At 43.1% G+C, this 12,879-nt stretch carries 14 protein-coding genes; 5 read left to right on the forward strand and 9 right to left on the reverse strand.

Going from position 1 to position 12,879, the window contains the following annotated elements:
- The first annotated feature begins 33 nt into the window (after positions 1–33).
- The gene (locus MKX97_RS13685; protein WP_009498447.1) at positions 34–402 is read left to right on the forward strand and encodes a YgzB family protein; all 369 of its coding nucleotides are present in this window, start codon (positions 34–36) and stop codon (positions 400–402) included.
- A gap of 32 nt (positions 403–434) precedes the next feature.
- Here MKX97_RS13685 and perR read toward each other — a convergent pair whose 3' ends face one another.
- The 3 genes from perR to bcp form a co-directional block, all read right to left on the reverse strand.
- On the reverse strand, positions 435–878 hold the full coding sequence (gene perR, locus MKX97_RS13690) for a peroxide-responsive transcriptional repressor PerR (RefSeq protein WP_078818380.1): 444 nt from the start codon (positions 876–878) through the stop codon (positions 435–437).
- Positions 879–1,015: 137 nt separating this feature from the next.
- Entirely contained in the window at positions 1,016–1,960 is a 945-nt protein-coding gene (locus tag MKX97_RS13695) for a D-2-hydroxyacid dehydrogenase (protein WP_342536215.1), read from the reverse strand.
- A gap of 11 nt (positions 1,961–1,971) precedes the next feature.
- Complete coding sequence (bcp, locus tag MKX97_RS13700) at positions 1,972–2,445, reverse strand: thioredoxin-dependent thiol peroxidase (protein ID WP_078818382.1); 474 nt, start codon at positions 2,443–2,445, stop codon at positions 1,972–1,974.
- 175 nt (positions 2,446–2,620) lie between these two features.
- On the opposite strand from bcp, the gene MKX97_RS13705 reads away from it, so the two are divergent.
- Positions 2,621–3,922, forward strand: a complete 1,302-nt coding sequence (locus MKX97_RS13705; RefSeq protein WP_009498452.1) for a glutamate-1-semialdehyde 2,1-aminomutase — start codon at positions 2,621–2,623, stop codon at positions 3,920–3,922.
- A 61-nt stretch (positions 3,923–3,983) separates the two neighbouring features.
- Complete coding sequence (locus MKX97_RS13710; protein WP_342536216.1) at positions 3,984–5,066, forward strand: aromatic acid exporter family protein; 1,083 nt, start codon at positions 3,984–3,986, stop codon at positions 5,064–5,066.
- Between the two features lie 52 nt (positions 5,067–5,118).
- Here the strand turns inward: MKX97_RS13710 and MKX97_RS13715 are convergent, their stop codons facing one another.
- From MKX97_RS13715 to mutY, 4 genes are all read right to left on the reverse strand, one after another.
- On the reverse strand, positions 5,119–6,864 hold the full coding sequence (locus MKX97_RS13715; protein WP_342536218.1) for an ABC transporter ATP-binding protein: 1,746 nt from the start codon (positions 6,862–6,864) through the stop codon (positions 5,119–5,121).
- A 301-nt stretch (positions 6,865–7,165) separates the two neighbouring features.
- Positions 7,166–7,714, reverse strand: coding sequence for a DUF402 domain-containing protein (locus tag MKX97_RS13720; protein WP_009498455.1), 549 nt, complete (start codon positions 7,712–7,714; stop codon positions 7,166–7,168).
- Positions 7,715–7,915: 201 nt separating this feature from the next.
- Positions 7,916–8,239, reverse strand: a complete 324-nt coding sequence (locus tag MKX97_RS13725) for a gamma-type small acid-soluble spore protein (RefSeq protein ID WP_040759802.1) — start codon at positions 8,237–8,239, stop codon at positions 7,916–7,918.
- Positions 8,240–8,311: 72 nt separating this feature from the next.
- A complete protein-coding gene (gene mutY / locus MKX97_RS13730; RefSeq protein ID WP_342536219.1) occupies positions 8,312–9,358 on the reverse strand; it encodes an A/G-specific adenine glycosylase in 1,047 nt (348 codons plus the stop codon).
- A 364-nt stretch (positions 9,359–9,722) separates the two neighbouring features.
- Here mutY and MKX97_RS13735 point away from each other — a divergent pair, with 364 nt between their 5' ends.
- Positions 9,723–10,706: a metal-dependent hydrolase gene (locus MKX97_RS13735; RefSeq protein ID WP_342536220.1), complete on the forward strand. Its 984-nt coding sequence runs from the start codon at positions 9,723–9,725 to the stop codon at positions 10,704–10,706.
- A gap of 37 nt (positions 10,707–10,743) precedes the next feature.
- Here the strand turns inward: MKX97_RS13735 and MKX97_RS13740 are convergent, their stop codons facing one another.
- Positions 10,744–11,076: a YfhH family protein gene (locus MKX97_RS13740; protein WP_342536221.1), complete on the reverse strand. Its 333-nt coding sequence runs from the start codon at positions 11,074–11,076 to the stop codon at positions 10,744–10,746.
- On the reverse strand, positions 11,066–11,878 hold the full coding sequence (recX, locus tag MKX97_RS13745; RefSeq protein ID WP_342536222.1) for a recombination regulator RecX: 813 nt from the start codon (positions 11,876–11,878) through the stop codon (positions 11,066–11,068). The genes MKX97_RS13740 and recX overlap by 11 nt, the downstream gene beginning before the upstream one ends.
- Before the next feature lie 93 nt (positions 11,879–11,971).
- Here recX and MKX97_RS13750 point away from each other — a divergent pair, with 93 nt between their 5' ends.
- Positions 11,972–12,868, forward strand: coding sequence for a TIGR01777 family oxidoreductase (locus tag MKX97_RS13750; RefSeq protein WP_078818388.1), 897 nt, complete (start codon positions 11,972–11,974; stop codon positions 12,866–12,868).
- The last annotated feature ends 11 nt before the right edge of the window (positions 12,869–12,879 follow it).

The following is a 12,879-nucleotide window of genomic DNA, read 5'->3' on the forward strand; positions in this document are numbered from 1 at the left end:
TTAGGGAAGGATAGTGTTAGGAGGAAACTAGAGATGAAACCTTATAAAAATAAAATAAATCGCATTCGTTCATTCGCCTTGTCGCTCATTTTTATTGGAGTTGTCATTATGTATATCGGGATCTTTTTCCGTTCCAATGAAATTGTGATGCTAATCTTCATGTTCCTCGGGGTACTCGCTATTATCGCAAGTACTGTTGTATATGCATGGATTGGTACGTTGTCGACACGAGCCGTTAGAATAAAATGTCCAAATTGTGGGAAACACACAAAAATGCTCGGTCGTGTAGATATGTGCGGACATTGCCGTGAACCATTAACACTTGATCCTGAATTAGAAGGTAAAGAGTTTGACGTGGCGTATAATAAATCTAAGATGTCCCACGAAGAGTCATCAAAATAAAAAGAGTGTAGCCCAATTGGGTTACACTCTTTTTATTTTGCTTCGTTTTGAGCTTCCCCGCAGTCAGGACAAGTGCCATACACTTCTAAACGATGTGAATTCACTTTGAAACCTGTTACGTGGGCAGCTAGGCGCTCCACTTCTTCAAGCCCTGGATGATGGAAATCCACTATTTTTCCACACTCGTCGCAAATAATATGATAATGGTCGTGGGTCACAAAATCAAAACGACTCGATGCATCTCCGTATGTCAACTCTTTCACAAGGCCGGCATTTTGGAATACACGTAAGTTATTATAGACTGTTGCTACGCTCATATTTGGAAAGTCTGATTCAAGGGCTTTATAAATCTCATCAGCGGTCGGGTGTGTATGAGAAGTGATTAAATACTCCAGAATTGCATGTCGCTGCGGAGTAATTCTTACACCACTTTCTTTCAACGTCACAAGCGCATCTTTCAAGAAAACTCCCGGCATCGTAATGCACCTCACTTCATAAAGATTACTTCTTTATAATCATTATAATTAGTTTACTCAATGAAGGGGCATACTGTCAACTTTTCTGCTGAAAACCTTGATTTCAGACCATATTTTTTCACTATTTCTCGAAAGTATCAATACCCTTTTTTCAGATCTACCTGATTGATGAGTTCTTTATCACCCGTCAACCATTTATCCAAGTTCGTCTCCATGATGCCGAGTGAACGTATGATGTATTGATCGGATATACTGGACATATGCGGTGAAACCGTGCAATTGGGCAGTTTCCATAGCGGACTGTCCACAGATAAAGGCTCTGTTTCAAATACATCTAAAACCGCATGACGGATTTCTTGATTTTCCAATGCATCGACGACAATCTGTTCTTTGACAGCGTCTCCTCTTCCCACGTTCATGAAAATTGCGGAATTTTTCATCGCTTGAAAGTGCTCAGCCTGATAAATCCACCTTGTTGCCGGTGTACTTGGCAAAATTGAAATAACATAGTCCGCTTCCGGTAACTTCATCATGATTTCAGAAAATGAAATGGTTTCATTCATCGACGGGCTGTCGTGTCCTGACCGATTGCAACCGATTGTGTGTACATGAAATGCCTGCAACAACCTGCCGATTTCCCCGCCGATTGCTCCAGTCCCCACGATCAGAGCTGTCGAGCTATTCACTTCACCAGGTATTTTATCCAACTCCCAGCGCATTTCGGTCTGTCTTGCATAAATTCCGGGCAAACCTCTTTCGAGCGACAATAAATGTGCCAGCACTGATTCAGCCAGCGGCATCTTATGGACACCATGCGAATTCGTGACGATAATGCCTTTCTTCTGCAATGCATTCAACGGGAGTTCGTCCACCCCAACTGCCGCCACCATGACCCATTTCAACGCAGAAGCATGCTCGATAATCTCTTCCGTAAGATCGACTCCTTCAGTCGCAATCACTTCGACGCCTTCTAACGAAACATCTTCAATAGAAGCTGTATAGATGAATTCGACATTCGGATAGTCCTTGCTTAGTTGTTCTTTAAATGCCGTTTTCACCTTAAACGTGAATAATACCTTCATAATCGAACCCCCTATTTTGTCAATTGTTGAAGTGTAGCCAGTGCATCTTCCACATGCCCTTTCACTCGCACTTTCCGCCATTCTCTTACTACTGTACCTGTCGGGTCGATTAGGAATGTAGATCGCTCAATCCCCATATACTCTTTACCGAAATTCTTTTTCAGCTTCCATACACCGTACTGCTCGGCAACCGCATGATCCTCGTCTACCAGAAGAGAGAAAGGCAACCCATGCTTTTCAATGAATTTTTGGTGAGAAGCCTCATGATCGGGACTTACACCTAAAATTACTGCATTTAATTCTTCAAATTCATTGACCGCATCGCGAAAATCACAAGCCTCTGTAGTACAGCCAGGTGTTGCATCTTTCGGATAAAAATACAGCACCACATACTTTTCCCCTTTAAATTGTTCCAATGAAACGATATCTCCATTTTCGTTTGGCAACGAGAATACAGGTGCCTGCAGTCCTTCTAACTTGTCCATTCAAAAAAACCTCCTCTGTGTGATGAAAACGTTCATTATTCTGAAATTACCCATACTTATCGTAGCCGAAATGAACAGGCTTTTCAATTTACTGCAACGCGACGCTGAAGGTGGAGACTTACTGGTGATTAATGCTAAAATGGGTAACGTATAATTGATTTGGAGGAATTCACTGATGAACCGAAAAAATTCAGAAGCAATCTACGCAGAAGCATGTGAACATATTGTAGGTGGAGTAAACAGTCCGTCCCGCGGGTATAAAGCGGTTGGCGGCGGGGCTCCCACTGTCATGGAACGTGCGGAAGGCGCTTATTTTTATGACGTGGACGGTAATCGATATATTGATTATCTAGGCGCATACGGACCAATCATTACAGGGCACGCACACCCTCATATTACAAAAGCCATTACGAAAGCAGCGGAAACAGGCGTCTTATATGGAACGCCTACCCGCCATGAAGTGAAATTTGCCAAAATGCTGAAGGATGCCATTCCCGGAATGGATAAAGTCCGCTTCGTCAACTCTGGCACGGAAGCCGTCATGACAACAATCCGCGTCGCACGAGCATATACTGGACGTACGAAGATCATGAAGTTCGCAGGTTGTTATCATGGACATTCTGACCTTGTCCTTGTCGCAGCAGGCTCCGGACCCGCAACACTTGGCACCCCTGATTCCGCAGGTGTTCCATCTTCCATTGCAAAAGAAGTTATTACAATTCCATTTAATGATCCAAAGAGCTACAAAGAAGCGATGGATAAATGGGGAGACGAGTTAGCTTGTATTTTAATTGAACCAATTGTAGGAAACTTCGGTATTGTCGAACCGAATGAAGGTTTCTTGGAACTCGTTCATGAACTTGCTGCCGATAAAGGAGTACTTACGGTGTATGATGAAGTCATCACAGCATTCCGTTTCCATTATGGAGCTGCACAAACACTGCTCGGTCTCCAGCCGGACTTAACGGCTTTTGGCAAGATTATCGGCGGCGGACTTCCGATTGGTGCTTATGGCGGTAAAAAAGAAATCATGGAACAAGTTGCTCCGCTCGGTCCCGCCTATCAAGCAGGTACTATGGCAGGAAACCCGGCATCCATGCTTTCTGGTATCGCTTGCCTCGAAGTCTTGCAAGAACCGGGTGTCTATGACGAAATGGATCGCCTCGGCGGTTTATTAGAAGTCGGGATTTTGGAATTAGCGAACAAGCACGGCATCCAGATGACCATCAACCGATTAGGTGGAGCACTCACATTGTTCTTTACCGATGTCACTGTGGAAAATTATGAGCAAGCCGAAGCGACAGACGGAGAAATTTTCGGGCGTTTCTTCAAAGAAATGCTGAAAAATGGTGTGAATCTTGCGCCTTCTAAGTATGAAGCTTGGTTCTTGACTACTGCCCATACAGAAGATGATGTGAAGGAAACTTTAAAAGCGGTAGATCGTTCATTTAAAACATTAGCCGAATCAATGGATTGACCGTTTCTCGGCTATATTGTAAAGTAGCAAAAAAGAGCTTATTCAGGAAAGGAATTACCCAATGAAACTTGGTGCCCGCGTCTTTAAAACGGGTATTGCGATTGTATTTGCCCTATTTCTCGCTCAATTACTTGAGTTGCCAACTGCGGTGTTTGCAGGGATAGCAGCGATTTTCGCAATCCAGCCATCTATTTACAGATCGTACTTAACGATCATCGAACAATTGCAAGGGAATCTGATCGGCGCTGCTGTAGCAGTGTCATTCACACTTATCTTTGGTCCGCAACTAGTCGTTGTAGGATTAGCTGCAGTGATTGTTATGATCATCATGTTGAAGCTTGGTCTCGAGAAATCAATTTCTCTTGCGCTCGTCACAATGATTGCCGTTATGGAGGTAAAAGACGATAACTTCCTGACCTTCGCCTTACTCCGGGTATCCACTATTCTCGTCGGTGTACTCGCAGCTTTCATCGTGAACATGGTCTTTATGCCACCGAAGTATGAAACGAAACTGTTTCAGGCAATCCATCAAGCTCAGGATGAAATCATTCGTTGGACCCGTCTCGCAGGTCGTCAGGCTTCTGAGCATTCTGCCACAAAAAAGTCTTTGGGCAAACTGAAAGAACGACTCGTTCAAATCGACCAGCTCTACTTGCTATTCAAGGAAGAACGCAGCTACATTAAAAAAACCACTGCTTCCAAAGCCCGAAAACTTGTTGTCTATCGGCAGATGGTTGCAACAACTCGCAGCAGTTACGATGTGCTTAAGAGATTGCATAATTTCGAAAACGAACTTATCAATCTTCCTGATCACTTCCGTATGATGGTGCAAGAACGACTCGAAGCATTGCTCGTCTACCATGAGCAGCTTCACTTGAAATTCATCGGGAGGTTAAAGGCAGAACGCGATGAGGATGGAGTGCATAATGAATTCATTCAGCGACAAGAGGTAATGGATATTTTCGCGAAGGAAATTGCCATCACCAAAGAAGACGAGGAATTCTCTGCCTACCATTTACTCCATATTCTCTCTTCCATGTTGAACTATGAAGAACAGCTGGAGCATTTGGATATGTTGATCACTTCTTATCAATCAAGATTTGAAGATGAAGATAATGCTGCTTTAGAAGATGAATTTTATTAATTAAAGATAAAAGCTGCGATAGACTGTTTCTTAGTCCATCGCAGCTTTTTAATTACCCTCCCAATTCCTGTCGATTGTAGAGCCCGGCATATACGCCTTCGCGTCTCATCAATTCTTGGTGAGTTCCTGATTCTTTTACTTCTCCATGATCAATTACATAGATACAGTCCGCGTGTGTAATAGTCGACAAACGATGCGCTACAATCAGAGTAGTCCGTTCATGCGCCAGTCGTTCGAGCGAGTCTTGAATCAAGGCTTCACTTTCCAAGTCGAGCGCAGATGTTGCTTCATCCAAAATAAGCAGCGCCGGGTTTTTCAAAAATACACGCGCGATCGAGATCCGTTGCTTTTGACCGCCAGATAATTTTACACCACGTTCCCCGACTCGTGTATCATACCCTTCAGGCAACGTCTCAATGAAGTCATGTGCGTTCGCAGCTTTAGCCGCAGCCACAACTTCTTCGTCCGTCGCATCGGGCTTGCCCATCAGAATATTGCTTTTAACCGAATCGCTGAACAAAATGGAGTCTTGGAGCACCATACCAATTTGATCACGCAGGGATTTGACTTTGACATCTCTGATATCATATCCATCGACACGGATCGCTCCCGAATTGACATCATAGAAGCGAGGAATCAAACTGATGACCGTTGACTTCCCGCCTCCACTCATACCAACTAACGCAGCGGTCTCACCCGGACGGATCGTCAAGCTGATGTTTTTCAACACCTCTTCTTCCTCATAAGCAAAACTCACATTCTCGAATTGAATTTCTCCGTTAATTGGCGGCAGTACCTTTGCATCTTCTTTATCCACCACATCATACTTCTCATTCATCAAATCAAGCACCCGATCCATCGAAGCAAATGACTGAGTCAGCGATGTCGAAGAGTTAACCAACCGTCTCAAAGGAGAATACAGACGCTCGATGAACGCAATAAATGCGGCCATCGTACCGACTGACAGCGAGCCGTTGATCACTTGATACCCCGCAAAACCGATAACGAGTAACGGTGCGACGTCAGTGATTGTATTGACCACGGCAAATGCCTTCGCATTCCATCTTGTATGTTCGATTGCACGATCTAAAAAGGCATTGTTCACTTCATCAAAACGTTCTTGCTCTTTGTCTTCGATGGCAAAACTTTTAATAATGCTGACTCCAGCTATCCGTTCATGCAGATAACTTTGTACATCCGCCAAAGCTTGTGACCTTTTTCTTGTCAATTCACGCAACTTCCCGAAGAAATGCTTGACGCTAAACGCATAAAAAGGAAAAGCAAGCAATGTGACCAGAGTTAACTGCACGTCCAGCGTCAGCATGATGGCAATCGCAATAATAATTGTCGCCAAATCCAGCCAGACGTTCATTAAGCCGATCATCACAAAATTTTTCGTTTGTTCCACGTCATTGATGACCCTGGAAATCACTTCACCTGCACGTGTATTCGAATAAAAACGCAAACCCAGCTTTTGCAGATGGCTATATAGCGATCGCCGTATATCAAACAAAATTTTATTGCTGACATACTGCGCATAATATTGGCGATAATATTCAACAGGAGGTCGAATCAGAAAGAACAAAATAATCGTGCCGCCTAGCCAATAAAACAAATACTTCGTTTTCTCGGCATCGGACATAGCAGGTGCACCTATGATGTCGTCAATGACAATTTTGATCAGCAACGGTAAAAATAACGGAATGGCAAACTTAATGACCCCGATAAGAACAGTAAAGAGAATCTGCCAATTATACGGTTTTACGAATTGTAGATAACGTTTGATACTTTCACCCATTCTGTTCCTCCTAATCAATTACGCCTCGGCGTAATTGCGTCCAGATTTTGAATTGTGCCTGCACAATTAATTCCTCTCAAAATCTGTGACATCCGCCGGAGGCTTAGGCCTACAGGATGTAGGTCATGCAGGCATTGCCACGTGACGTGGCGCTCTTGGCCTGCGTTCTTCTATTGTTCAGCGAACATTTGAACACCCACAAAACTAGAAATAGAACCGGATTCATGTCACATTACTTACAGTGGGGAAGGCTTCGGCTGAATAAAGATAAAAAAACCGACCCACACAAGTGCAGGCAGGTCTAACGTTTTTCATCCTGAAGTTGCTTATAGAACTCAAACCTGGAGGTCCATACATTAATAAAGTCAGGAGCAAACGGTCCTTTTCTTTGCTTGATCCAACCCAGCAATTGGGTTAAATTATCTTGCAGGATTTGATCGATCACTTCTGGATATTTCATTTGACGTTTATGTTCGGCATATTCATCCTCATCTAAAATCAAATAACTCATATCCGGAAAAACTTTCACGTCTAGGTCGTAATCAATATACTTCAATGACTTTTCGTCAAAGACAAACGGTGAACTCATATTAACGTAATAATAGACGCCGTCTTCACGCAACATGCAAATGATATTGAACCAATTTTCCGCATGAAAGTAGCAGATGGACGGCTCGCGTGTCAGCCATGTTCGGCCGTCTGATTCAGTCACGAGCGTACGTTCATTTCCTCCAATGACAATATTTCGGGTTCCTTTTAATACGAGCGTTTCTTGCCAGACACGATGGATCTTGCCATTATGTTTGTAACTGTGGATCTGTATCGTTTCTCCTTCTTTTGGAATTGCCAATTTTCTCTACCACCTTTGAGCCTCATGCCACCGCTCTTGCTATCTGTTCATTATACCAACTGACTTCCCAAAATTAAAACGTTTCAACCATCTATTTTGTAATTGCCTGAATTTTGCGGGGTGCTTGCTTCGTTTTGTCCATAAAAAAAACGGTAGAAATGGCATATAATAGCCATTTCTACCGGTAGGTGGTGTCCATACTTACTTGGAACCTTTAAATTGGTTCGCACGTGCACCCGAAGCTTGTTGCTTGTTTGCTTCTGCTTGACGGTTTTGCTCTTTTACCTCGTTCACATCAGTCTCAGATGCAAATTCTTCATTCATAGATGATTGCATGTTGGAAGATGCTGATTGCATGTTCGCAGCAGACTGTGCATTTTGCTGACGTACTTGGTTCACATCAGTTTCTGATGCGTACTCTTCGTTCATCGTTTGCTGATTAGCAGACTGTGCGTTCTGCTTACGCACTTGATTCGCATCTGTTTGTGATGCAGATTGAGCATTACGATTTGGTTGCTTAGGCATGGATTTATTCACCTCCGTGCCCCTTATGATGTCCAGCGTCCTCGTATTTATTCAGAAACGGCAAAGAAGTTTTTACCAATCAATACTTTCTATAATTTTCATCACAGGCTTTGATTTCGGCAAGGCTTCAATTTGTTCTTTTGTATAAAAGTTTAGCGGCTCTTTAGAAGTAACATCCTCCAATTGAGCACGATACGCATGAATGTCCCATGTGATGTGCGAGAACAGATGGGAGAATCGCGTGAGCTCTGTTACTTTTTTCAACTTGAGCCCGGTGTCTTTTTCAAACGTCTCCACTGCATCCAACTCTTGAAGTTCTACCATCGGAAACTCCCAAAGTCCTGCAAGTAAACCTGTGCCTGGTCTCTTTTGCAATAACCATTTTCCTTCTTCATTTTGAATTGCGAATGCAGCAAGTGAGACATGCTTTTTCTTTTGCTTTTTCAATTTTATCGGCAATTGCTGTTGTTCACCTTCCTCAAATGCGATACAAAAATCACGAACCGGACATAATAAGCAACGTGGATTCGGTGTACAGATGACCGCACCCAATTCCATCAAGGCCTGATTGAATGAAGAGGCATCTTCTTCGGAAATCAATTCCATAACCGCCTGTTCGAATATTTTTCGATTTCGAGCTAAAGCAATATCTTCTTCGATCAGCAATATGCGAGATAAGACTCTCATGACATTTCCATCAACTGCATGCTCCGGAACACCATAAGCTATACTAAGGATCGCCCCCGCTGTATATGGGCCGACTCCTTTGAGCGCCGAAATTTTCTCTCTAGTATTCGGCACTTCCCCACCGTAGGTTTCCACAACTTCTCTTACACCTGATTGAAGATTGCGGACACGTGAATAATAACCGAGACCTTCCCACATTTTCAGGATTTCTTCTTCTTTCGCCTCTGACAAGTCTTGCATCGTCGGAAACTTTTCGATAAATCGTTCATAATACGGAATGACTGTATCTACTCGCGTCTGTTGCAGCATTACTTCTGAAATCCAAATATAATATGGATTATTCGTTCTTCTCCAAGGTAAATCTCTTTTTTCAGCTTCATACCAGGACAATAAAGCCTGTTGGAACGCCTTTTTTTGTTCAATTATTTGCATAATGCCCTCGCTTCTTTATTCAAATACTTTTAGTTCTCGTGAAATAGGGTATATAATTAATACAGACTTAGACATTTTACGACTCTTTCCTCTATCAATTATGCCTCGGCGTAATTGCGTCCAGATTTTGAATTGTGCTTGCACAATTCACTCCTCTCAAAATCTGTGACATCCGCCGGAGGCTTAGGTCAACAGGATGTTGATCATGCAGGCGTTGTCACAGGATGTGGCGATCTTAGCCTGCGTACTTCTCTTGTTCAGCTGGCGTTTGAATGCCCGCTGAACAGGAAGTAAATTCGAATTCATCTCAGCACCTATAGAGGTGTGAGCCTTCTGCTGAATAAAGATAAAAAGGAGTGATGATTTGGATACAGGTACACATATAGCCATGGGAGTTGCGATTAGCGGTCTAGCACTGGCCGATACTGCCGTAGCGAATGACCCTTCCACTATGGGAGCGGTATTTGCCGGTATTATGGTCGGTTCGCTGATTCCGGATATTGATACTGTGTTAAAGCTTCGAAACAATGCCGTTTATTTGCGCAATCACCGTGGAATTACACATTCCGTTCCAGCCGTCATGTTATGGCCGCTCTTGATCTCGATCCTTTTGACACTCATTGTTCCAGGAGCGGAGTTTCTACATGTATGGGCATGGACTATTCTAGCTGTGTTTATCCACGTCTTTGTAGATATTTTTAATTCATACGGCACACAAGCACTGCGGCCCTTTTCACAAAAATGGGTAGCGATCGGGGTCATCAATACATTTGATCCAATTTTTTTCGGCCTGCACGTCATCGCGATTCTCGCATGGTTTCTCGGTACAGATCCTTTAGCCACAATGTCCACTTTATATATCGTAATATTTTTCTATTATTTACTGCGGTTCGCCGTCAAAAGCGCAGTAAAAAGATCTGTCAAAAAGACAGTGCCCGGTGCTACTGAGATTTTCATCGCCCCAACTATGAAATTTTTTCAATGGCGTGTGGCAGCGACCACTGAAGTCGATCATTATGTCGGACGCGCATACGGACGGTCGATTACATTATACGACCGTTTTAAACGCGAACCAATGCCAGCTTCTCCACAAGTCTCGGCAGCTCTAGAAGATCCGAATTTAAAGGCCTTTGTGTCCTTTTCTCCTCTGTATCGCTGGTCGATTTCACATGTTGGCGATCTTTATGAAGTCCGTCTCATCGATTTGCGCTACCGAAGTAAAGGATATTATCCATTTGTCGCAGTAGCTCATGTCAATCAAGATTTGGAGGTAGTGAATTCCTATACCGGATGGATCTTCTCTGAAGACAAACTTCGCAAGAAATTAAAATTTGCTCCTAACAATTAAAGAACGTCCATGCATTATGCATGAGCGTTCTTTTTGTTTACTTCCCGCTTTTCACGTCTTTCAACATGGCGATCGGCAATGCTTCTATTGCTTTCTCTCCACCTAAACGATAGCCCCATGCAAATAACCCTTTCAAGTAATCTACTTGAAAGAACATACCGTCGTCTCCTTCAATACGATACATTTCACCTGGCTTGATACTTTCCGGATCAACCAAATAGGATTGCACCATGACGGCTTTGCGCTGGTGTACAGCATACTCGCTGATCATGCCCATCTGTTCCGCTTTTCGTGCTTTTTCCATAAGGGAAGCGACTTCACTCCGCAGTTCATTTTCATTCATTTCGCTGTAATGTTTTTCAGTCTCCATCTTCTTCATTCCTTTTCTGTTCAATAAAAAGATCAATCTGCGCAAGTGGAATGCCCTTTTGATACATCGATTGCTTCACTCTCTGTCTCAAATCAGCGCCGGAATACTTACTCTGATAGCGTCTCCACGCCTTTTCACCAAAATTCTGAGTGATTTCAGTCCATTCATCTTCATCCCGTTCGATGGTCACGCTATTAAGCACTTGTTTAATTTGTTCAAATGAAAATCCTTTTCTTGCTAATGTATTTTGGATTTTCTGTTTTACTTGTGCCGGCGGCTGTTGGCTGTTGGAGCGTATTGTCTTTTCAGCGAGCTTCAGTGCATTGTCCATTTGATCTTCCATCGTGTACTCCTCCAATGCTTGAGTTTGAAGTTCCTTGGGTATACCTTTCTTATGAAGGGATTGCTGAATCGCTCTCGGTCCTTTTAAAGAACTGTTCTTTTCAGTCCGGACCAGCGCTTCAGAGAATGCCTCATCATTTAGGAATCCAAGTCGTTTCAATTTCACGATCGCCTCAAGGACGATCGCTTCTCCATAATCTTTCTCAAGAAGCTTCTTTTTCACTTCCATTTCACTGCGCATACGGAAAGACAAAAAATGTAATGCACGGTTAAATGCTTTTTCAATTTGGTCTGCATAGACAATTTCGTCCGTCTCCCAATCGTCCAGCGTCATACCCTTAGTGAGCTCAAATTTCACCAGTACAGATTCATGGACGCTAAAAGCATATTGTTCATCAATAAAAATATTATAACGTTCGCTATCTCGTTTTTGTTGTGATATTTTGGTAATTAGCGGCATTTCTCCATCACCTACTTAGTATTAGTATACCGCTTCTTTCAGTGATGGTCAGCAATAGTGTATTAATTTTGCAGAGTTTGGAGGGGAATTAGTATGAGAGTCGTTATTACAGGAGGAACTGGATTTATCGGCAGCATATTAACTGCAAAGCTTCGAGAAAGTGGTCATGATGTGATCATATTGACACGCAAACCGTCTTTCGAACAGAATGGTGTCCAGTACGTTCAGTGGCTAACAGACAACGCTTCACCTGAAAATGAGCTTGGTCAAGTCGACGCTGTTGTGAATCTGGCAGGTGTTTCAATTAATGATGGCCGGTGGACAACAGAGCGCAAAAAACAAATCCACGATAGCCGAATCACAGCTACTCAAGAGGTGCTGCGTATTCTGCGGTCACTGCCTGAAAAGCCAAGTGTATTAGTAAATGGAAGCGCAATTGGAATCTATCCTCCATCGCTCACTGAAGAGTACACAGAATCATCCATAGTGGTCGGCGATAATTTTCTCGCTAAAACAGTTTATGATTGGGAGCGCCTTGCCAGCCATGCAAACGATTTAGGTGTTCGAACAGTGTTCACTCGATTTGGTATTGTCCTTGGCAAAGATGGAGGCGCATTGCCTCTCATGAAGTTGCCTTATCTATTATACTCCGGCGGCAAAATCGGCTCAGGCAATCAATGGTTTTCTTGGGTACATGTTGAAGACGTTGCGAACGCCATCATCTATTCATTGGAAAATAATGCGATTGAAGGTCCTGTCAATGTTGTAGCACCGAGCCCGATGCATATGAATGCTTTCGGAAAAACAGTAGCAAAAGTGCTCCATCGACCACATTGGTTTCCCGTCCCAAGTTTCGTTATGGAGTTAACTTTGGGTGAGAAAAGCATGATCATCTTACAAGGCCAGCATGTTTTGCCAGATAAGCTCCTTAAAAATGGATTTACTTTTCAATATCCATCTTTAAAGCCCGCTTTAGAAGATCTGTTGTGAAATGAAATGTT

Source organism: Sporosarcina sp. FSL K6-3508 (genome assembly GCF_038615825.1).
GTDB classification, from domain to species: domain Bacteria; phylum Bacillota; class Bacilli; order Bacillales_A; family Planococcaceae; genus Sporosarcina; species Sporosarcina newyorkensis.